Source organism: Umezawaea sp. (assembly GCF_057122925.1).
In genome coordinates this window covers 1-21,198 of sequence record NZ_DBNGPQ010000187.1, presented here as the reverse complement: position 1 = coordinate 21,198, position 21,198 = coordinate 1, and the positions used below count along the sequence as shown (strand labels likewise).

The 21,198-nt window shown below is 73.1% G+C and carries 19 protein-coding genes; 3 read left to right on the top strand and 16 right to left on the bottom strand.

The genetic code is table 11. The features are described from left to right. Nucleotides 1–3: 3 nt before the first annotated feature. Complete coding sequence (locus AC156L_RS41530; protein WP_330874700.1) at nt 4–609, bottom strand: response regulator transcription factor; 606 nt, start codon at nt 607–609, stop codon at nt 4–6. Nucleotides 610–688: 79 nt separating this feature from the next. Continuing rightward, complete coding sequence (locus tag AC156L_RS41525) at nt 689–1,486, bottom strand: AfsR/SARP family transcriptional regulator (protein ID WP_330874699.1); 798 nt, start codon at nt 1,484–1,486, stop codon at nt 689–691. A gap of 496 nt (nt 1,487–1,982) precedes the next feature. Between AC156L_RS41525 and AC156L_RS41520 the strand changes: the two genes are divergently transcribed. After that, nucleotides 1,983–2,906: a sensor histidine kinase gene (locus AC156L_RS41520; RefSeq protein ID WP_330874698.1), complete on the top strand. Its 924-nt coding sequence runs from the start codon at nt 1,983–1,985 to the stop codon at nt 2,904–2,906. Here the strand turns inward: AC156L_RS41520 and AC156L_RS41515 are convergent. Beyond that, a complete protein-coding gene (locus tag AC156L_RS41515) occupies nt 2,903–3,508 on the bottom strand; it encodes a response regulator transcription factor (protein ID WP_330874697.1) in 606 nt (201 codons plus the stop codon). The two genes, AC156L_RS41520 and AC156L_RS41515, sit on opposite strands and share 4 nt — an antisense overlap. 507 nt (nt 3,509–4,015) lie before the next feature. Here AC156L_RS41515 and AC156L_RS41510 point away from each other — a divergent pair. Together AC156L_RS41510 and AC156L_RS41505 are read left to right on the top strand one after the other, a co-directional pair. Next, on the top strand, nt 4,016–4,300 hold the full coding sequence (locus tag AC156L_RS41510; protein ID WP_330874696.1) for a chorismate mutase: 285 nt from the start codon (nt 4,016–4,018) through the stop codon (nt 4,298–4,300). Between the two features lie 178 nt (nt 4,301–4,478). Further along, entirely contained in the window at nt 4,479–6,530 is a 2,052-nt protein-coding gene (locus AC156L_RS41505) for an AfsR/SARP family transcriptional regulator (RefSeq protein WP_330874695.1), read from the top strand. Here the strand turns inward: AC156L_RS41505 and AC156L_RS41500 are convergent, their stop codons facing one another. The 13 genes from AC156L_RS41500 to AC156L_RS41440 form a co-directional block, all read right to left on the bottom strand. Beyond that, nucleotides 6,531–7,448: a DMT family transporter gene (locus tag AC156L_RS41500; protein ID WP_330874694.1), complete on the bottom strand. Its 918-nt coding sequence runs from the start codon at nt 7,446–7,448 to the stop codon at nt 6,531–6,533. A gap of 90 nt (nt 7,449–7,538) precedes the next feature. After that, nucleotides 7,539–8,585 (bottom strand): [LysW]-lysine hydrolase, encoded by a 1,047-nt coding sequence (locus tag AC156L_RS41495; RefSeq protein ID WP_330874693.1) that lies wholly within the window; start codon nt 8,583–8,585, stop codon nt 7,539–7,541. Then, nucleotides 8,582–9,391 carry a [LysW]-aminoadipate kinase gene (locus tag AC156L_RS41490; protein WP_330874692.1) on the bottom strand — a complete coding sequence of 270 codons (810 nt, stop codon included), beginning with the start codon at nt 9,389–9,391 and terminating at the stop codon, nt 8,582–8,584. Before AC156L_RS41490 ends, AC156L_RS41495 begins: the two co-directional genes overlap by 4 nt. 13 nt (nt 9,392–9,404) lie before the next feature. Next, a complete protein-coding gene (argC, locus tag AC156L_RS41485) occupies nt 9,405–10,427 on the bottom strand; it encodes an N-acetyl-gamma-glutamyl-phosphate reductase (RefSeq protein ID WP_330874691.1) in 1,023 nt (340 codons plus the stop codon). Then, nucleotides 10,424–11,266, bottom strand: coding sequence for a lysine biosynthesis protein LysX (gene lysX / locus AC156L_RS41480; RefSeq protein WP_330874690.1), 843 nt, complete (start codon nt 11,264–11,266; stop codon nt 10,424–10,426). Before lysX ends, argC begins: the two co-directional genes overlap by 4 nt. Nucleotides 11,267–11,268: 2 nt before the next feature. Further along, complete coding sequence (locus AC156L_RS41475; RefSeq protein WP_330874689.1) at nt 11,269–11,448, bottom strand: lysine biosynthesis protein LysW; 180 nt, start codon at nt 11,446–11,448, stop codon at nt 11,269–11,271. 55 nt (nt 11,449–11,503) lie between these two features. Next, nucleotides 11,504–12,484, bottom strand: coding sequence for a transketolase family protein (locus tag AC156L_RS41470; protein ID WP_330874688.1), 981 nt, complete (start codon nt 12,482–12,484; stop codon nt 11,504–11,506). Continuing rightward, a complete protein-coding gene (locus AC156L_RS41465) occupies nt 12,481–13,332 on the bottom strand; it encodes a transketolase (RefSeq protein ID WP_330874687.1) in 852 nt (283 codons plus the stop codon). The genes AC156L_RS41470 and AC156L_RS41465 overlap by 4 nt, the downstream gene beginning before the upstream one ends. After that, nucleotides 13,329–14,684, bottom strand: a complete 1,356-nt coding sequence (locus AC156L_RS41460; protein WP_330874686.1) for a DegT/DnrJ/EryC1/StrS family aminotransferase — start codon at nt 14,682–14,684, stop codon at nt 13,329–13,331. The genes AC156L_RS41465 and AC156L_RS41460 overlap by 4 nt, the downstream gene beginning before the upstream one ends. A gap of 153 nt (nt 14,685–14,837) precedes the next feature. After that, the gene (gene mdlC, locus AC156L_RS41455; RefSeq protein WP_330874685.1) at nt 14,838–16,427 is read right to left on the bottom strand and encodes a benzoylformate decarboxylase; all 1,590 of its coding nucleotides are present in this window, start codon (nt 16,425–16,427) and stop codon (nt 14,838–14,840) included. Beyond that, nucleotides 16,415–17,317 carry a prephenate dehydrogenase/arogenate dehydrogenase family protein gene (locus AC156L_RS41450; protein ID WP_330874684.1) on the bottom strand — a complete coding sequence of 301 codons (903 nt, stop codon included), beginning with the start codon at nt 17,315–17,317 and terminating at the stop codon, nt 16,415–16,417. The genes mdlC and AC156L_RS41450 overlap by 13 nt, the downstream gene beginning before the upstream one ends. Then, nucleotides 17,314–18,570 carry a hypothetical protein gene (locus AC156L_RS41445; protein WP_330874683.1) on the bottom strand — a complete coding sequence of 419 codons (1,257 nt, stop codon included), beginning with the start codon at nt 18,568–18,570 and terminating at the stop codon, nt 17,314–17,316. Before AC156L_RS41445 ends, AC156L_RS41450 begins: the two co-directional genes overlap by 4 nt. Next, nucleotides 18,567–21,083, bottom strand: a complete 2,517-nt coding sequence (locus tag AC156L_RS41440) for an amino acid adenylation domain-containing protein (RefSeq protein ID WP_484407825.1) — start codon at nt 21,081–21,083, stop codon at nt 18,567–18,569. Before AC156L_RS41440 ends, AC156L_RS41445 begins: the two co-directional genes overlap by 4 nt. Nucleotides 21,084–21,198 lie beyond the last annotated feature (115 nt).

Genomic DNA, 21,198 nt, shown 5'->3' with positions numbered 1-21,198 from the left:
GGGTCAGAGCCACCCGGCGTCGGACGCGATGCGGATGGCGTCGACCCGGTTGCGCGCGTCCAGCTTGGTGACGATGGTGGTGAGGTAGTTCCGCACCGTTCCCGCCGACAGCGAGAGGGCGCGGGCGATGTCGGGCGCGTCGGTGCCGTTGGCCGCGAGCCGCAGCACCTCCAGCTCGCGGTCCGTCAGGGGCGACTCCCCCTGGTCCCACGCGGCCAGCGCGAGCTGCGAGTCGACGACCCGCCGCCCCTGCGACACGTCCCGGATGGCGGCGGCGAGCTTGGCGGGCGGCGCGTCCTTGAGGATGAACCCGTCCACGCCCGCGGCGAGCGCGCGGCGCAGGGTTCCCGGCCGGGCCAGGGAGGTGAGCATCAGCGTCCGCACCTGGGGCATGGTGGCCCGGATGGTGCCCGCGGCGGTCAGGCCGTCCAGCACGGGCAGGTCGATGTCGATCACGGCGACGTCCGGGCGGTGCTTGCGGACCATGGGGATGATCTGGTCGCCGGACTCGACCTCGGACACGACCTCGATGTCGGGCTCCAAGCCGAGCAGGGCCACCAGTGCGCCCCGGACCATGTGCATGTCCTCGGCCAGCAAGATCCTGATCATCCCCGCCGTTTCCCTCCGCCCGGTCCGGCACACAGTAGCGCCAGACACCTCCGCCCCGCCCGCAGTACTGGTGAGGCGCTCAGGACGCCAGTTGGGGCAGGAACGCGTCGTGGACGTCCAGGACCGAGTCGGCGCTCAGGATGGCGTGGTGCAGCTGCCGGAGGCGTTCGGACGGGACGAGGCCCAGTTCCTCCATCAGCCGGTCGTGCAGGGAGCGGTACTCCTCCAGCGCGCGCCACTGCCTGCCGGAGCGGTAGAGCGCCAGCATGAACTGGGCCCGGAAGTTCTCGTGCATCGGGTGCTGCGCGGTGAGGACGGACAGCTCGCCCAGGAGCGCCTGGTGCCTGCCGAGGCGGAGTTCGGCGTCGATGCGGGTCTCCTGGACGCCCAGCCTGCTCTCCTCCAGCCGGGTGATCTCCATGCCGAGGCGCACTCCCGCCTTCACGTCCGACAGGACGGGGCCGCGCCAGACCGCCAGCGCGGCGCTGAAGGAGGCCGACGCCTCCACCAGCCTGCCCGCCTCGTAGGCCCGCCTGCCCGCGTCCTGCGCCCGCTCGAACGCGGTCACGTCCACGCTCTCGGGCCCCGCCTCCAACTGGTAGCCGCCGTACTTGGTGACCAGGACGTCCTTGGCCTGCGGGCGGGGGCACGCCTCCTCGATCTTGCGGCGGATCCCCAGCACGTAGGTCTGGAGCGTCGTGAGCGCGCTGCGCGGCGGGGACATCCCCCACAGCTCCTCGATCAGCGCGGGCACGGTGACGACGTGCTCGGCCTGCATGCCGAGCAGCGCGAGGAGCTGCCGCGGCTTGCTCGCCGTGGGCATGATCGACACGCCGTTCAGCCAGGCTTCCAACGGGCCCAGCACCTTGATCTCCATGGAACTCTCCCCAGTCTCGGCGGGCGGATGCGCAGCCCCAGTGCATCCGATGAGGACCCGGTGCCGCCACGTACGACGGCACGTATCCGCGATGATCGGTTAATGCGCGAGTGGTGAAACTTTCACCCCGACCCCCTACAACCGCATTCGACGGCGGTGCGGACGAAGGCGGCACAGCGGGTTCCCGGTGTTCGTCCTTGTGTTGGAGCACGTGGGAGTGGTGCCCTTGTAGTATTCGCCGCAGCGCGTCCTCGGGGGCAGAATGACTACTGTGACCCGCCAGGGTGGAACCGCACGGCTGAAGCCGCCCACCGACCGCATCACGGGCGCCGCGATTGCGGTGATGTGCGGCTTGGCCGCCGTGGAGATCAGCCACACGCTGTTGACCGGTCGCGGCTCCACCCATTCGGCGGTCGCCATCGGCATCATTGTCCTGTTGTCAAGCGTGCAGCTCTGCTATTTCCGCGCGTCGGGCTCGCCATTGCGTTTTCCAATAGTGCACCTCGCGCTGGTGGCGCAGACGACGCTCACGTTCCTGCCCGCGTTCCTGCTCGACCAGGCCTGGGTGGCGGTGCCGGGGCTGCTGGCGGGCAACGTCCTCCTGGTGCTGCCGCAGGGCGCGGGCCGGGTGGCGTACGTCGTGGTCGTCACGGCGACGGGCGCGACCAACGCGGCGGTGGGCGCGGGCCCGACCGCGGTGGCGTTCGGCCTGGTCACCACCGCGATGACCGGCCTGGTGGCGTACGGCCTGCCGCGGCTGGCCGTGCTCGCGGCCGGACTGGGCGAGTCGCGGACCCGGTGGGCGCACTGCGCGGTGGCCGACGAGCGCATGAGGGTGTCCCGCGACCTGCACGACCTGCTCGGGTACGGCCTGTCGGCGATCAAGCTCAAGAGCGAGCTGGTGCACCGGATGCTGCCGGAGCACCCCGCCGAGGCGCGGCAGTCCGTGGCCGAGATCCTCGACATCGCCCGGCACACGATGGCCGACGTGCGGTCGATCGCCCTGGGCTACCGGCTGCTGTCGGTGCGGGAGACGATCACCTCCGCCACGGCGGTGCTGGCGTCGGCCGACGTCGCGGTGCACGTGGAGCTGGACGACCAGCAGGTCCCCGAGCCCGCGGCGACCGTGCTGGCCGCGCTCGTGCGCGAGGGCGTCACCAACGTGCTGCGGCACAGCAAGGCCCGGAACTGCGACATCACCGTGCGCAGGCACGGCGACCAGGTGCTGCTGGACATCGTCAACGACGGCGTCGTCGAGCCGATCCGCGACCTGTCCAGCAGCGGTGTCCGGAACATGACCGAGCGGGTGCGCGAGATCGGGGGCGCCCTCACCGCGGGGCGCGCGGCGGACGGCCGGTTCCACCTGCACGCGTCGATCCCGCTCGACGTGCGGGACGCCCCGGAGGAACTGGCGGGCTAGAGCCAACCGGACTTGCGGGCGATGCGGACCGCGTCGACGCGGTTGCGCGCTTCGAGCTTCATGGTGACCGTCGTCAGGTAGTTGCGGATCGTGCCGACCGACAGGAACAGCTTGCTCGCGATCTCCATCGCGTTCGCGCCGTCCGCCGCCAGCCGCAGCACCTCCAGCTCGCGGGGCGTGAGCGGGCACTCGTCACCGTCCCACGCGGCCAGCGCGAGCTGGGAGTCGATCACCCGGCGGCCGACCGAGACGCCGCGGATCGCGTCCGCCAGCTCGTCGATCGGCGAGTCCTTGAGGATGAAGCCGTTGACGCGGGCGGTGAGCGCGCGGCGCAGGGTGCCCGGCCTGCCGAGGCTGGTCAGGATGAGCGTGCGCGTTTCCGGGGCGCTGTCGCGGATGAGCGCGGCCGCCGAGAGGCCGTCCAGACCCGGCAGGTCGATGTCGAGCACCGCCACGTCCGGCTTGTTCCGCAGGACGGAGGGAAAGATGTCGTCGCCGTTGGCCACCGACGCGACGACCTGCATGTCGGGTTCCAGGTCCAGCAGGGCGACGAGTGCTCCGCGCACCATTTGCACATCCTCGGCGAGCAACACCCTGATCATCTAACCCCCTAACACCGCGCGCCGATATAGCAAAGTATTACATTCCGTAAGGAAGGTGTACATCGGGTTGAGCCGAACGCCTCAACGAAAAACTGGATGGCCAATTAAAGGGTGACTATCGGTCACTCGCGGTGGCGAAAGGGGTTTCGCTTCCCCGAAGACCGCCGCCCCACCGAAACAATCGGTAGCACAACAGCGTTACCGATCATTGGCCACCGCACCGCGCCTCATCGGCCACACCCCGGAGGGCACCCGTCGCGGACCGCTCGCGAACGGACCGCCCGCGAGCGGGCGGAGGCCGTCGCGCAATCGGCCCCGGAGAACGCCGACCCCCGCCCGGAGAGCGGTGATCCGAACGCCCCATCAACGATAGGAATTCGTGATGGCCCCACCTCCTCGGCGCTTCTTCCCATTGCCCCGCTCCGCCACAAAAGCGATCATCGATCACTCGGCAACCGGGTTCTCCGGCAAGACCGCACTGAGAGCAACGGCACTTACTTTCGGCCGATGGAGATCCTACGACCCTTCCGGGAGCGAATCGAGCACCTCGACGAGCAACTCGCGGCGCTGATCGCCGAACGCCTCAAGGTGTGTTCCGACGTCGCGCTCGTCAAGAAGGCCGAGGGTATTCCGATGATGCAGCCCGACCGCGTCCTCGCGGTGCGCGCCGCGTACGCCGAACGCGGCCGCACGCTGGGGGTATCGCCCGAGTTCATGTCCGAGTTGGCGCTGCTGCTGATCAACGAGGCGTGCAGGCTGGAAGACCGGATCATCGACGGTCCCGACCGGTGAACCTTTGAGGTGGACTCAAGTTCTGCTCCGTTTGTCGCTGGAACAGTCCACCGTGGCAACCGATCCGCCGGGTCTTGCCGTTGTGTGTCCTACCCGATGACACGGGGGCAGCATGAGCACGGGTTACGTTCCTGACAACGGAATTGACGTTTTCTTCCGCATTCTCGGGCCACTTCAGGTGACCATCGCGGGCCGCGTGGTGCAGCTCGCGAAGAACCGGCAGCTCACCGTTCTCGCGCTGCTGCTGACCGAGGCGAACAAAGTGGTGTCGGGCAGTCGGATCATCGACGCCGTGTGGGGTGACGCTCCCCCGGTGACGGCGGACAAGCAGATCCAGACCTGCGTGTGGCGGCTGCGCAGCGCCTTCGAGAAGGCGGGCGGCACCGGGCTGATCGAGACCGCGCGGGGCGGGTACCTGCTGCGGATGCCCGAAGGCTGCCTGGACACCCAGGTCTTCGAGCGGGCGACGCTGCGCGGGCGGGAACGGGCCGAGGACGGCGACCTGGCGGGCGCGGTCGAGGAGTACCGGTCCGCGCTGGCGATGTTCCAGGGACGGCCGATGGCCGAGCTGGACAGCCCGGCCATCGAGGCGGTCGCCGCGTACTGGTCGGAGCGCAGGCTGTCGGTGCTGGAGGAGTGCCTCGACATCGAACTGGCCATGGGCAGGCACCGGGAGCTGGTCAGCGAGCTGCGGCTGCTGGTGGACGAGTACCCGCTGCGCGAGCAGCTGCGGGGACGGCTGATGACGGCGCTGTACCTGTCCGACCGCAGGGCCGACGCGCTCGCCGTCTACCGGGCCGGTCGGGCGACGCTGGTCAGCAACCTCGGCCTCGACCCGTGCGCCCGGTTGCAGGACCTGCACCGGCGGATCATCGCGGGCCACCCGGTGTCCTCGCCGCAGCCGCAGCGCGCCCGGTACGCCGCGAAGGTGCCCGCCCAGCTGCCCACCGACGTCGGCGACTTCACCGGCCGGTCCGACGACCTCGACTGGCTCGACCGCGAGCTGCGCCGCGACCGGACCGGCGGCGCGCCCATCATCACGCTGATCGGCCGCGGCGGCGTCGGCAAGTCGGCGCTGGCCGTGCACGCCGCCCACCGGGCGCACGACCGGTTCCCGGACGGCCAGCTCCACGTCGACCTGAAGGGCAGCACGACCCCGCTGCGCCCGCAGGTGGTGCTGAACGGCTTCCTCCAGGCGCTGGGCACGCCGGAGCGGAGCATCCCGGCGGACCTCGCCAACCAGGCGACGCTGTTCCGCAGCATCACCGCGGGCAAACGCCTGCTCGTCGTGCTCGACGACGCGGCGAACTGCACCCAGGTGGAACCGCTGCTGCCCGGCGGCAGCGACAGCGCGGTGGTGTGCACCAGCCAGTCCAGCATGGCCGAGACGCCCGGCGCGACCACCCGCCGCGTCGACGGCCTCGCGCCGGAGGACGCGGTGCGGCTGCTGTCGCGGCTCATCGGCGCCGAGCGGGTGTCCAGGGAGCCGGAGAGCTCGCGGGCGGTCGTCGAGCTGTGCGGGTACCTGCCGCTGGCGATCCGCGCGGCCGGGGCCAGGCTGCACACCCGTCCGACGTTCCGGCTGGCGCGGTTCGTCGACCACCTGGAGGACGAGAACCGGCGGATCGCGGAGCTGACCTACGGCTCGCTCGACACCGGCTCGCGGCTCACCGCCGCCGCCGAGCGGATCGGTGCCGGGGCGCGGAGGCTGTGGCTGGCGCTGAGCATCCTGGAGGTGCCGCACATCTCCGCGTGGGTCGCCGCGACGGTCGCGGGCACCTCGGAGGGCGAGGCGCAGCGGCTGCTCGACGAACTGGCCGCCCACCAGCTCGTCGACGTGGTCGACGAGGACCAGCTCGGCGGTTCGCACTACGAGTACCACCCGCTCGTCCGCATCCTGGCCCGGCAGCGGGCCGACGCGGAACTGGACGCGGGCGGGCTCGTCGACGCGCTCGACCGGCTGGCCGACGTGTTCTCCTGGCTGGAGGCGAGGGCGCAGCGCGCCCTCGACCCGCACGGCGCGCCCGCGCAGCACGGCCTGCCGCCGGAGGGGGTGCTGCGGATCGGGCAGGGCCTGCTGCGCGACGTGACGCACCAGCCCGAGCTGTGGCTGGCGCAGGAGCGCCCGAACCTGCCGTGGCTGCGCACCCTGGTGTCCGCGCGGGACCACCGGACCCTCCAGCTGCCGACCCAGTCCAGGGGGCTGCCCGCGGGGCACCACGTGGCGTGATCAGCGGCGCCGGACCACCGCGCGCGACAGGGCGTTGTCCTGCGACAGCACCAGGCCGAGCACGACGACGGCGCACCCGACGAGCGCCACCGGCTCGACGGCCTCGCCGAGCAGCACCACCCCGCCGACGATGCTGACCACGGGGTAGAGGTTGAGCACCAGCCCCGCCCTCGTGCCCGGCACCTTGGACAGGCCGTAGTTCCACAGCAGCATCCCGATCAGGTGGGCGCCGACGCCGTAGAGGAACAGCACGAACCAGCCGACGACGTCCAGGGCCCGCGCTGCGGCGGCGACCTCGTCGGCGAAGACCACCAGCAGCGGGGCCGTCCCCAGCCACAGCGTGAGGGCGCTGATCCGGAACGAGCCGTACCGGCGGACGAGCGGGCCCACCGCGACGGAGTAGACCCCCCACAGGAACGCGCCGAGCAGCACCAGCGCGGCGCCCAGCAGCATCGACGGGTCGAAGGCGATCCCGCCGCCGACGCTGAGGACCACCACGCCCGCGAACGCCACGACGAACCCCCACAGCAGCGGCCGCGTCAGCTCCTGCTTGAGCACCACGACGCTGAGCAGCGCGATCCAGAGCGGTTCGGTGGCCAGCAGCGCCCCCGCCAGCCCGGCTTCGACGTGCTGGACGCCGTAGGTCATCGAGACGTTGTAGGCGATGATGCCGACCACCGCGCACGCCGTCACGGCGGCGAGCCCCCGGCCGGTCCACCGGGGCTCGGTGAGCCCCATCCACGGCACCAGCGGCAGGTAGCAGGCGGAGCCGATCGCCAGCCTGATCGCGATCAGGCCCATCGGGTCGGCGTCCTGCACCAGGAAGCGGGTGGCGACCGGGGCGAGCCCCCACAGCACCGTCGCGCCGAGGACGGCGACCAGCGCCGTCGCCTGGCCCTGTTCGGATCTCACGATCATGCGACTGTACTGGAGGACCGGGACACGATCAGGTGACGACGAACGGAGGGGGTCCGGGGCGCGAGCCCCGAACCCCCTCCGCCCGCCGGGCTACTCCGCCCCGGCCAGCTCCTCGGCGAGCCGCTCCAGCGCGTCGCGCAGCACGTCGATCGCCGTGGCGTACTCGACGAGGTCGATGTGCTCGCGGTCGGTGTGGTCCAGCGCGGAGTCACCGGGCCCGTACACCGCCATCGGCACCTTCCAGCGCGGCTCGACGATGTTCAGGTCGGCGGTCCCGGTCTTGAGCTTCAGCTTCGGCCGGGCGCCGCGGGCGCGGATCCCGGCGCACAGCGCCCGCACGACGGCGCCGCCCGTGTCCACCCGCACGGCGGGCGTGCGGTCGTCGATCTTCAGCACGCCGTCGCGCGCCACCCCGGTGAGGAACAGCTCGAACGCGTCGAGGTCGAACCCCGGCGGGGTGCGGACGGAGATGGTCAGCGACGCCTCCTCGATGGTGCCGCCCATCTCCACGAGCGTGGCGATGGGCCGGTCGAACGCCTTGTCCCCGGTCGACACCCGGTCGCAGTAGCCCACCACCTCGTTCCAGAAGGCGACCCCGGCCTCGGTCGCCTTCTCCTCGGGGCTGGCGGTGTGGACGGACGGGCGGCTCGCGTCGTACTGGAGCATGACCCGGCCCTTGTAGCCGATGCCGACGCCCGCCCAGCCGTTGGGCTCGCCGACGAACCCGGCGTCGGGCCGGAACGTCTCGGCGAGGTGCGTGGCGCCGCGGCCGAAGGTCTCCTCCTCCACCACGCCCGCGACCACGATCTGCACGCCGCGGACGTCGGCCTCGGCGGCGGCGCAGATCATCGTGGCCAGCGGCCCCTTGGCGTCCACGGTCCCGCGCCCGTGCAGGACCGTGCCCTCCAGGCGCACCGGGATCTGGCTCGGGACGGTGTCCATGTGCCCGATCAGGATGATCATCGGCGCGGTCGGGTCGCCGCGCCTGCCGATCACGTTGCCGACGTCGTCGACGTGGCTCTCGAACCCGAAGTCCGGCAGCACCTCGGCCAGGTAGGCGGCCAGTGCGGCCTCCTCGCCCGACGGCGAGGGGATCCCGACCATCTGGAGGAGCAGTGTCTCGGCGCGCGTGGTCATCGTGCTCCTTCGACGAACGTCGTTCCGGTACCGGCTCGGGCGGCCAGCACGGGCGAGGGCACCCTGCCGTCCGCGAGGACGACGTGCCGCACCCCCGCCAGCCGCGCCTCGCCCGCGCTGCGCAGCTTCACCTTCATCCGCCCCTCCGCCAGGTCGAGGTAGTCCGCCAGGTCGTCGCACGGGACCTCGGCGACGAGGCTGGCCGGGTCGTCCGGGTCGCGCAGCAGCCCCGGCACGTTGGACAGGACGACCAGCCAGTCCGCCGAGAGCGCGACCGCCAGCCGGGCGGCGAAGCGGTCGGCGTCGACGTTGAGCGGACCCGCCTCCGGGTCCAGCGCGGGCGGTGACACCACGGGCACGTACCCGGCGTCCAGCAGCGTGCGGACCAGGTGCGGGTCCACCGCCGTGATCCGCCCGGAGAGGTCGTCGCGCACGACGCGCTCGGCGCCGTCCACCACCACCCGCGCGGGCGGCGTCCTGCGGGCGGTGACGAGCCCACCGTCCACTCCGGACAGACCGACGGCGCGCACGCCCGCGCGGAGCAGTTCGACCACCAGCGGGGGCTTGACCCGGCCGAGCATCCCGAGCGTGAGGGAGTCGAGCGCGTCCGCGTCGGTGTAGCGGCTGCGCCGCCCGTTGGTGGACGTCAGGTACCGGGTGGTGCGGCCGAGTTCCGCCGCGAGCCGGTCGGACTCCGCCCCGCCGCCGTGCACGACGACGACGGGGCACCCCTCCAGCACCAGGTCGCGGATGTCGGCGCACGCTCGGGACATGTCGTCACCGAGCGAGCCGCCGACCTTGACCACGAAGCACCCCGGCTCAGACCGGGTGGAGCCCGGTGAAGGAGAGTCCAGCGGTCTCGTCCCACCCGGACGCGATGTTGAGGCAGTGGACGGCATTGCCCGCACCTCCCTTCACCAGGTTGTCCAGCGCGGAGACGACCACCAGGTGGTCGCCCGCCGAGTTGAGCGCGAGCCCGATGTCGCAGAAGTTGCTGCCGCTGAGGATCTTCGGCTCGGGCAGCCGGTGCAGCGCGGAGCGCTCCCGCACCAGCCGGACGAACGGCTCGTCGCGGTAGGCGTCGCGGTAGACCGACCACAGCTCCCGCTCGGTGACCGACCGCGACGGCGTGATGTGGCACGCCACCTGCACGCCCCGCACGGCCTCGATCGCGGTCACCGACATCTGCACCGGCACCCCGCACGCCTGCTCGATCTCCGCGGTGTGCCGGTGCCCGTGCGGTTTCGCCATCCGCAGCGCGCCGCTGCGCTCCGGGTGGTGGCTGCCCTCGTCGGGCGTCCGGCCGCCCCCGCTGGAGCCGGTGCGGGCGTCGACGAGCACCGAGCCGTCGATCAGCCCCGCCTCGGCCAGCGGGTGCAGCGCGAGGATGGCGGCGTTGGCCATGCAGCCCGGCACCGCGATGTGGCTGGCCCCGCGCAGGCCGTCCCTGTTCAGCTCGGGGATGCCCGCCTGGAAGCGGGAGAGCCAGATCGGGTCCGGCGCGGGTCCGGGGTAGTAGCGCTCGCGCCGCGCGTGGTCGGTCAGCCGGAAGTCCGCGCTGAGGTCCACCACCCTCGGCGCGACCGACGACCACCGGTCGACGCCCTTCATGGACGCGCCGTGCGGCATCGCCAGGAAGACGACGTCGCACTCCTCGACCTCGTCGTCCGTCACGTAGGTCAGATCGCTCTGGTCGCGCAGGTTGGGGTGCACGACCCTGAGCGGACGTCCGCTGTGGCGGGTGGACGTGATCTGGGCCAGCTCGACCTCCGGGTGCTGGAGCAGCAACCGGACGACCTCGCCGCCGATGTACCCGCCACCGCCTACCACCGCCGCCTTCATCCGGACAGCACCTCCTCGACGTGCTCGACGAGGAGGTCCGCGATGTCCACCTCGGCGACCGAGGCGAGACCGTGGAACTCCATCGTGTGGTTGACCTCGGTGACCAGCAGCTCACCGGTCGAGCGCTCGATCAGGTCGACGGCGAGCATCCCGCCGCCGACGGCCTCGGCGGCCAGCAGCGAGAGCTTCACCAGTTCCGGTGTCAGCTCGCACGGCGACGTGGTGGCCCCGCGCGCCGTGTTGGTGATCCAGTGGTCGGACCGGCGGTAGACCGCCGCCACGACCCGGTCGCCGAGCACGATGGCCCTGATGTCGCGGCCCGGCTTGTCGATGAGCTCCTGGACGTAGAAGACCGAGTGCGACGGCGAGCGCATGGCCTGCTTGTGCTCGACGAGGGTCTCGGCCGCGTCCCGGTCGTTGACCTTGGACAGCAGGCGCCCCCAGGACCCGACGGTGGGTTTCACCACCGCCGGGTACCCGATGGTCTCGATCGCCCGCAGCGCGGCGTCCGGCGTCACCGCGACGACCGTCCGCGGTGTCGGCAGACCCGCGCGGACGAGCGCCAGGGACGTCAGGACCTTGTCCCCGCAGGTCTCGATGACCTGGCTGGAGTTGACGACCTGAAGACCCGCGGCCTCGAACAGGCGGGCGGCGTACACGCTGCGCGTGTGCGACATGATCCGGTTGAACACCCCGCGGTAGCGCACCTCGGGACCCGTCTGCAGGTCGACGACCAGGCTGCGGTCGTCGACGGCCTCGTAGGGGATGCCGCGCCGCTCCAGGGCGGCGAAGATCATCCGCTCTTCGAGGCGGACGCGGGTCGTCAGGACGGCCAGCACCGCTACTCCCCGAAGTCTTCCTCGATCTCCGGCGCCAGGGCGAACTCGGTCGGGTCGAGAGCGATGACCTCGAGTTCGACCTGGCAGCCGGGGCACACGACGATCGACGTGACGCGGAGCCCGTCCTGAACGGGTACGGTCTCGGTGCAGTCGGGGCAGGTGCTCACTGTTGCGGTTGTCATGACGCACTTCTCCTTTCACTGTTCATCCACTGTGGATGGTCAGGCGTGGATGTCCTCACCGGCGGCCGCGCACCACGGCCCGCGCGGCGGCCACGACGCGGTCCGGGGAGACCCCGGACGCTTCCAGCTGCTCGCGGTGGGTCCCCGGCCGTGGGCAGAACGAGTCCGCCGCACCGACCCGCAGCACGCGGGTGGGGTGGTGCAGCGAGGTCGCCTCGGCGACCGCGCTCCCCAGCCCGCCGAGCAGCGAGTGGTCCTCGACCGTGACGATCCCGGCGGTCGTGGCCGCCGCCCGGACCAGCACGGGCACGTCGAGCGGCTTGATGGTGTGCATGTTGAGCACGGTGGCGCTGATCCCCTGCTCCGCCAGGGCATCGGCGGCCTCCAGCGCGAACAGCACCGGGTACGACCCGGCGGCCACGATCGTCACGTCGCCGCCCGCGCGCAGCTCGACCGCCCTGCCGACCGTGAACCCCGGATCGTCCCCGGTGTAGACGGGGTCGGTCTCGGCGCGCCCGAGCCGGATGTACACCGGCCCCGGCAGGTACGCGGCCGCCCTGACCATGCGGACGGTCTCCCCCGCGTCCGCGGGGGTCATCACGGTCATGCCGGGTAGGGTCCGCATGACCGCGAGGTCCTGCTGGGCGTGGTGCGTCGGCCCGAGGTGCGCGGCGGAGAAGCCGGAGTGCGTGGCCACGACGCGCACCTGGAGGGCGTGGTAGGCGATGTCGACCTTGACCTGTTCGAGCGCCCGCGCGGAGGCGAACGCGGCCATGGTGTTGACGAACGGCAGGATCCCGGTGCTCGCCAGCGCGGCGCTGACGGACATCAGGTTGGCCTCGGCGATGCCGAGGTCCACGTACTGGTCGGGCAGCTCGGACTCGAACTGCTTCTCCAGGCCGCCCGTGTCCGAGTCGACGCACCAGATCCGGCTGTCCTCCCGCGCCAGCTCCAGCAGCGTCGCCCGGTAGGCCGCCCGGTCCGACGCGGGCGCCGGAGCGGGCGCCTGCGCCCTCGCGACCAGCGCGCCGCTCATGCCGCTGCTCGCAGCGCGGCGAGCGCGCGCTCGTAGGCGGCGGGGCTCAGCTTGGCGAAGTGCCCCTGCTTGCGGTGTTCGAGGTGCCGGACACCCCGGCCCTTCACGGTGTCGGCGATCAGCACGGTCGGGCGGCCCGACCCCGGTGCCGAGCGCAGCGCCGGGACGAGCCGGGAGAAGTCGTGCCCGTCCACGACGGACGCGTTCCAGCCGAACGCGCGCCACTTGTCGGTGAGCGGTTCGAGCCCCATCCGGTCCTCGGTGGAACCGTTGATCTGCAAGCGGTTCCGGTCCACGACGGCCGTGAGGCCGTCCAGGCCGAGGTGGGCGGCGGCCATCGCCGCCTCCCAGACGGAGCCCTCCTGGAGCTCGCCGTCGCCGAGCAGGACGTACACCCGGTTGGGGCGCACGGCCCGCCGCGCGGCGAGCGCGAGCCCGACGCCCAGCGACAGGCCGTGGCCGAGCGACCCGGTGGCGAACTCGACGCCCGGCACCGACAGCGTGGGGTGGGCCATCAGCCTGCCGGAGGACCGCCCGTAGGTGGCCAGCTCCTCCACCGGGAGGAAACCGCGCTCGGCGAGCGTCGCGTACAGGGCCGCGCTGGCGTGGCCCTTGCTGAGCAGGAAGTGGTCGCGCCCGTTCCAGCCCGGCTCGTCGGGGCGCACGCGCAGCACGTCGAAGTACAGCGCCACCAGGATGTCCGCCGCCGACAGCGACCCACCGACGTGGGTGCCGATCGGGCCCGCGCCGATCGCGAGCACGTGCTCCCGCACGGCCAGCGCCCGGCGCTCCAGCTCGCCCAGGTCGACTCCCACCCCGGCGAACGCCTCGGCGGTCTGCACGGTCACGCCGCACCCACCTTGGACGCCGAGTAGCCGGGCACGGCCGCCCACGGGGGCTCGTAGTCGAGCGACCGGGCGAACCGGCCGACGACGTCGAGGTGCTGCCACACGCGGTCGAACGCGTCCGCGTACTCCTCCAGCGCGGGACCGGCGTCGGGGTTGAGGTGCATCCGGCGCAGGCACAGCGAGTCCTCGATGACCTGGCAGGTCACCGGGTAGTCCGCGAGGTCGTAGCGCTGCGGGTTGGTGCCCGGCAGCGACCACGGGTAGCCCTGGCCGTAGGCGTCCTGCTTCTGGAACACGGGCTGACCCGGCAGCGGGATGATCTGGTAGTGCGTGAGCGGCACGCCCTCGGCGAGCAGCGCGCGGCGCAGGGCGTGCCGGAAGCGGCCCGCCGTGACCCCTTCGAGGCCCGCGGCCTCCGGGTTGAAGCGGAAGCGCAGCATGTGCCACATGTGCGTGCGGTCGGCGGGCACGGTGGGGATGACGATGCCGGGGAGCTGGGCCAGCCGGTCCAGGAACACCGGCACGTTCTGGTCGCGCTTGGCCTGGTACTCCCAGAACCGGTCGAGCTGGGCGCGGGTGAACGCGGCGAGCACCGAGCTGAGCTTGAGGTTCGACCCGCGGGTGGCCGACACGTACAGCCGCTCCTCGGTGCTGAGGTCCTCGCCGAGGATGCGCAGGCTGCGCACGCGCTCCGCGACCTCCTCGTCGTCGGTGGTGATCAGGCCGCCCTCGCCGCACGTCGGGACGCTCTTCTCGACGTTGAGGCTCCAGCAGCCGACGTCGCCGAGCGAGCCGATCGTCTCGCCGCGGTACTGGCCGCCCTGCGCCTGCACGGCGTCCTCGACGACGAGCAGGTCGTACTTGCGCGCCAGTGCCCGGATCTCGTCCATGTCGGCGGGCAGACCGCCGAGGTGGACCGGGACGATCGCCCTGGTGCGGTTGGTGATCTTCTCCTCGATCTTCGTCACGTCGATGTTGAAGGTGACCGGGTCGATGTCGACGAAGACCGGGATCGCCAACTGGTACAGCGGCGCCATCGCCGTCGCGACGTAGCTCAGGGCGGGCACGATCACCTCGTCGCCCGGCTGGATCCCCAGCGCCGTGAGCGCCAGCTCCAGCGCCACCGTGCCGCTGTTGACCGCCACCGCGTGGCGGGTGCCGCAGAACTCGGCCCACTCGCTCTCCAGGCCGTGGATCTCCGGTTCGTTCTTCGCGCCCACGGTGAACTTCCGGTGGTCCAGCACGCGCAGGACGGCGTCCCGCTCCGCGTCCGTCACCACCGGCCACTCCAGACGCCGGTACTCCGGACGTACCGCGGGCTTGCCGCCGAACATCGCCAGCTCCGCCTTCATATCTCTTCCTCTCGCCACAGAACAGGCGACGGTGGGTTCCGCGTCGCACTGGGGGTTTTCCTTCGAAGAGCCGCGCGGTGGCGCTGTCGTGCCCACCTGCGGTCCACGCTAATTTCCGGCTCTCTCGCCGCGGTATCAGGGGAAGAACCCCCGCTAGTACATGGCCGGGGGGTTCGGGTCCACGCGGACGTGGACGAGGTGCGGGCCGTCGTCGGCCAGCGCCGCCGCGAGGACGGCCTTCAGCGCGGCCGGGTCGGAGACCGAGCTCGCGGGGCAGCCCATGCCACCGGCCAGCGCCACGAAGTCCAGCCCTCCCAGGTCGACGCCGGGGATGTTGCGCCCTCCCGCCGCGGCGCCGAGCGTGCGCACCGCGGAGTACTGGGCGTTGTCGAGGATCACGAAGGTCACGGGCGCCCGTTCCCGCACGGCCGTCCACAGTGCCTGGATGCCGTACATCGAGGACCCGTCGCCGATCACCGCGACCACCTTGCGGTCCGGCCTGGCCAGCGCGGCGCCCACGGCGGCGGGCAGCCCGTAGCCGAGCGCGCCGCTGGCCGTGGTGAGGAAACCGGTGTCGGTCGCCGTGATCGGCAGGTGGTCGTGCAGGAGGGTGCGGTGGCTGGGGGTCTCCTCGACCACGATCGCGTTGTCCGGCAGCAGCTCCGCGATCGTCGAGTAGACGTGGCCCCCGGAGATCGGGGTGGTCTCGGCGGGTCGGGGTGGCCGCGGCCGCCGGGTCGGGAGTGGACGGTCGGCGGCCCGGACCCGCTCGCGCAGCGCGGTGATGACGAGCTTGGCGGTGGCCCGGACGCCGGTGCCCTCGCGCGCCCGCGCCAGTGCCTCGGGGTCGTCGCTCAGCAGGAACAGCGGCGGCAGCGGCACCTCGGACTCGCCGCGGTGCACGTGGTAGGTGAACGCGGGCGCCCCGAGCACCACGACGACGTCGTGCTCGGCGAGCGCGGCGGCCGTGGCCCGGCGCTCCGGGCTGATGAAGCCGCGGAACAGCGGGTGGTCCTCGGGGAACGAGCACCGCGCCGACACGCCGCTCGCCCAGACCCCGGCGCCGGTGCGCTCGGCGAGCGCGACGAGGTCCGCCACGGCGCCGTCCTCGTCGACCGCGGGCCCCGCGACGATGCCCGGTCGGGAGCTGCCGTCCAGCGCGGCCACCACCTCGTCCAGCGCCGCCGGGTCCGGTGCGGTGCCGGGGATGCGCGGCCGGACCACGACGGGCCCCTCGGCGGGGGCGTCCCAGTCGTCGACCGGCACCGAGACGAACACCGGGCCCTGCGGCGCCTGCGTGGCGACGTGGTAGGCGCGGGCGATGGCGGCGGGCACGTCCTGGGCTCGGGCGGGCTCGCAGCTCCACTTCACGTACGGCTTGGGGAAGTCGACCGCGTCGGTGGCGCCGAGGAACGGGTCGTCGGGCAGCAGCGTGCGCATCTGCTGGCCCGCGAGGACGATCATCGGCGTGCGGTTGCGGAACGCGGTGAACACGTGGCCGAGGCCGTGGCCCAGCCCACCGGCGGAGTGCAGGTTCACCAGCACGGGCTCGCGGGCCGCGTGCGCGTAGCCGTCGGCCATCGCCACCACGACCGACTCCTGCAACCCCAGCACGTAGCGGAAGTCCTCCGGCCAGTCGGTGAGGAAGGCGATCTCCGTGGTGCCGGGGTTGCCGAACACCGTGGTGAGACCCAGCGCGCGCAACAGGTCCCTGGTGGCGTCGCGCACGGTCAACTCGTCCATGTCCCGTCCATTCCCCTGGTGGGCCCGGCCGCGAACAGCCGGGCGCAGCGGTCGCGCAGCAGTGGCGCGTGGTCGCCGAGACCGTCGTCGATCCGGCGCACCGAGTCGTGGAAACCCGTGTCGTCGCCCGTGGAGGCGAACTCGTCGATCGCCAGCAGCGCCTCGCGGAGCTGCGTCCGCACGGCCGCCGCGTGCACGTTCGCCGTCTGGATCTCCCAGTAGACGTCGGGGTTCCCCCCGGTGATCCTGGCGAGCACCGTCAGCAGCGTCAGGTGCGGTGGCGGCGCCAGTCCCAGGAGGACGGACGGGTCGCCGTGGTCCGCCACCACCGCGCCGAACGCGAGGACGGCGGCGTGCGTGGCGGCCTGGAGCACGGCGGTGGTGCGGTCGTGCTCCTCGGCCGTCACCTCCACGACGCGCGCGCCCGCCCCGGCGACGAGCCCGAGCACCTCGGCGGTGCGCGGGCCGTCGACCACCCGGACCGCGGCCACCGCGTTGCCCGCGAAACCCAGCGAGGGGGCGAACATCGGGTTCAGGCCGCACACCTCCGCGCCCCGCTCCTCGGCCAGCGCGGTGAGCCCGCGGGTGACGCCCTCCTGCACCGACAGCGTCTCGACGAGCAGCGCACCGGACCGGACGGCCTCCGCGCACGCCGCGGCCGCGGTCAGCGCGACCGGTTCGGGCAGCGCGAGGACCACGACGTCGGCCGACCGCACCGCGTCGAGCACCGCGGCCGACGGCGCGCGGACGTCGCACACCACCGACTCGACCCCGACGGCCTCCGAGCGCCGGACGTCCACCGACACCACCGGACCGCGCGGCCGGAGGAGGCGGGTGAAGAGCCCGCCCACCTGGCCCGCCCCGCCGAGCACCACCGCCCGCCGGGTCACGGGGTTCCCGCGATCCCGGCTAGCTGCCCGGTGTCCAGCACGACCAGGTCCACCGGACCGGTGAGGTCGGGGGCGCGCAGCGCCAGCCACCGCCGCAGTCGCGGCGCGAGACCGCCGTGCGGCCGAGCGGACCGGCGGGCCGTGGCCTCGGAGCGCTCCAGCACGGCGTCGAAGTGGTACTCGGTGCCGGTGAGGGAGGCGGCGAACGTGACCTCGTAGCCGTGGTCCGCCGCGACCGCCTCCACCTCGTGCCAGTCGACCCCGTTGCCGTAGCCGTAGCGGACGGCGGCCGGGCGCGACTCGCGGGCGCGCCGGGCGAGCACGGTGTCCACGACGCCCGCGAGCGGGATGCCGACGAGCCGGACCCGTTCGACCCGGCGGGAGGCGAGCAGCCGCGCGAGGTGCGCCGGTGACTGGACCTCCCGGTTCCAGCGCAGCATCGGCAGCCGCAGGTGGGCGCCCGCGTGGCGCAGCACCACGTCGAAGTGGCCGACCGGACCGAGCGGCGGGTAGGCGTGCGCCGCGACGTCGTGGCCGACGGCGAGCCCGCGCAGCAGCGCGGGCGGCGACCAGCCCGCGGCGTCCCGCACGCTGCTCGGCCTGCCGGTGCGGGTCCAGTTCGCCAGGCGCTCGACCCTGGGGTCGCGCAGGTTCGCGACGAACACCGCGCCCGCGCCGCCCACCAGCCGCAGCCAGCGCACGACCGCGGTCGGCAGGTCCACGGTGGACAGCGACGGCGCCGCGAGGTCCACCAGCACCAGGTCGTACGGCTCCGGCGCCGTGATCGGGTCGCCCACCGCGGAGATGGCGCGCACGCTCATCCTGGGCCGCAGGTCCGGCCGCCGGGTGAGCACGTCGCACACCCGCGTCAGCGACAGGTCGACCAGCCGGTAGGTCGTGCACTGCGCCGAGAACGAGGCGGGCAGGTCGAGGTCGCCGATGCCGATCTGGAGGACCCGGTGCGGATCGAGGCGGTTGAGCCGGTCGAGCAGCTGCGCCGTCCGCGCGGGACGGGCCGACGGCACGACCGGTTCCGGTCGGGGCACGACGACCGCCGTGACGCGGCCGGACTGGCGCAGGACGACCACCTGGGCCACCAGCGGGTGCGCCGCCAGCACGGCGCTCAGCTCGGAGGACGTGTCGGCCGCGGTGAGGTCGACGCGGTCCCCGCCGTCGGCGAGGTGCAGGCCGTCGCTCCTGGCGACGGCGGAGAGGTCGAGCCCCCCTGGGGGCCGCGAGTCGAGGACGGTCATGGCGTCGGCACCGAGTCGAGGTCGAAGGTCCGCAGCACCTGCGCGTCGACCTTGCCGCTGGGGCCGCGCGGCAGCCTCGGCAGCACGACGAACCGGTCGGGGTGCATGTAGGCGGGCAGCAGCCGGGCCACCTCGTCCCGCAGGTCCCCGTCGGTGAGGCCGGGATCGGGCGACGCGACGAACGCGAGGACCTGGTCGACGCCGTTGCCCCCGGTCCGGACCGTGACGGCGCAGTCCGCGACCGACCGGTGGTTGCGCACCGCGGCCTCGATCTCGCCCAGCTCCACCCGGAAACCCCGCAGCTTCACCTGGTTGTCGACCCGCCCGATGATGTGCAGCTCGCCCTCCGCCGACCAGAGGCCGCGGTCGCCGGTGCGGTAGATCCGCTCCCCCGGCGCGCCGAACGGGTCCGGCAGGAACCGCTCGGCGGTCGGTCCTGGCCTGCGGTGGTAGCCGCGCGCCACGGCGGGGCCGCCGATGTAGATCTCCCCGGCCAGGCCGGGAGGGGCGGGCCGCAGCCGGGCGTCCAGCACGTGGACGCGGTAGTTGGGCAGCGGGCCGCCGATGGGGATCTTCGCGCCGGTGGCCTCGGCGAAGCCGCACCGGTGCGCGGTCGCCCACACGGCGCACTCGGTCGGGCCGTAGTCGTTGAGCAGCACCGCTTCCGGGCAGTCCAGCAGGTGCCAGGCGACCAGCTTGGGCGGCATCGGCTCGCCTCCGACGGAGACCAGGCGCAGGTGTTCGAGCCCCGCGCCCGCCGCCGCCTGGAGGACCAGGCCGTAGTGCGACGGCACGGAGTGGACGTGCGTGACCGGGTCCCGCAGCAGCAGCGCCCGCAGGGCGAGGAGGTCGTGCGCCTCGGCCTCGGTCGGCAGCACGACGGTGCCGCCGCCGGTGAGCGTCCAGTAGAGGCCGCCCGCCGCGCCGTCGAAGCACAGCGGCATGGTCACCAGGTCGCGCTCGGGCGGCGGTCCGCCGATGCCGCGGGCGTGCGTCGAGACCACGATGGACCGGTGGCTCACCGCGACGCCCTTGGGCACGCCGGTCGAGCCGGACGTGTAGATGAGGTAGGCGAGGTCGCCGGGGTCGACCGCGACGGCCGGGTCGTGCCGCGGCCCGTCGGCGCGGTCGGCGAGCGGCAGGACCGGGATCGGCGCGTCGAACGGCCGGTGCGCGACGACGACCCGCGCCCCGGAGTCGTCGAGGACGTGCCGGATCCGCTCGGGCGGGTAGGAGGGTTCGACGGGGACGTAGGCCGCGCCCGCCTTGAGCACACCGAGCATCGCGACGATCGGCTCGGCGGCCCGGTCGGCGAGCACCGCGACGAGGTCGCCCGCGCCGATCCCCAGCCCGAGCAACCGGTGCGCCACGCCGTTGGCGCGCGCGTCCAGTTCGCCGTAGGTCAGCTCGACGCCCCCGCAGACCACCGCGACGGCGGCGGGTGTGGCAGCGGCGTGCCGCTCGACCAGGGTGTGCAGGCAGGTGTCCTCGACCTGGCGGTGCTCGCCGCGCGACCAGGTGTCGACCTCGTCGCGCTCCGCCGGGGTGAGTGCGCCGATGTCGCCGACCCGCTCGTCGGAGGTGATGCCCGCGAGCACGGCGAGCAGCCGGTTCGCGGCCGTGAACACGGCCCGCGTCTCGAACAGCCCGGCGTCGTGGTCGACGCGCAGCGTGCCGTCGTCGGTGAGCGCGAAGGACAGCTCGTGCTCCGCCCGGCCGTCGGCGACCCGCACCGGCGCGACGGCGAACCGCCCGACGGCCTCCGGCGCGGTGTCGCGGTGGCGGCCCACGGCGACGGCCGCTCCCGCGGACGGCGGCACGGGAATCCCGTTCAGCAGTCCGTTGTGGACTATCCGCACCAGTTCGGACGCCCGCCGGTGGTCCTCGACGAGCACCGGTACCAGCACCGGGCTCGGCGTCGTCACCAGCAGGTCGACGGTGGGCAGACCGCGGTAGCGGGCCAGCAGGACCGCGACGGCCGTCGTGAGCACGGCCTCCTCGGACACCCCGAGCGCGGCGGCGAACTCCGCGGGCGCCTGACCGCACGGCCTGCGCAGCGTGCTCGCCGACCCCGACGGCTGCCCGCCGCGCAGTGCGGCCGGCAGCTCGACCGCCGGGAGCACGGGCAGGCCGCGCTCCCCCGTGGACTGCGCCGGGACGTCGTGGTGGTCGGGGTCGAGCGCCCAGCCCAGCACGGTGCGCGGGTCGAGGCCGCCCCTGGTGACGACGACGGCGAGGTGCCGGTCGCGGGCGAGCCTGGCCACCGCGAGCCGGGCCGGGGCGGGGTCGACCACCGCGGCCTCCACCTCCGCGCGGACCAGTTCGCCCCAGCAGGCCGATGCCTGCTCGTCGGCGTCGAGTTCCGCGACCGGCTCGTGCGGCGGTGCGGAGAAGTCGTAGCCGGTGACGCGGAGCACCGGGTGGGCCGCGGCGAGCCGGGCCCTGGTCGAGGTGAGGTCGAGATCGCCCAGCACCAGCCAGGAACGGTCGGTCAGGCGCGTCGGGTCGGGCACTGGTCTCCTCCTCCTTGTCGTCGGTGGACGGGCCGTCCGGGGTGGCGCGGAACGCCACCCCCGACGACCCGCACCGAGCAGGACCCGCGCGTGGGCCGCCGCGCGGGAGCGGCGC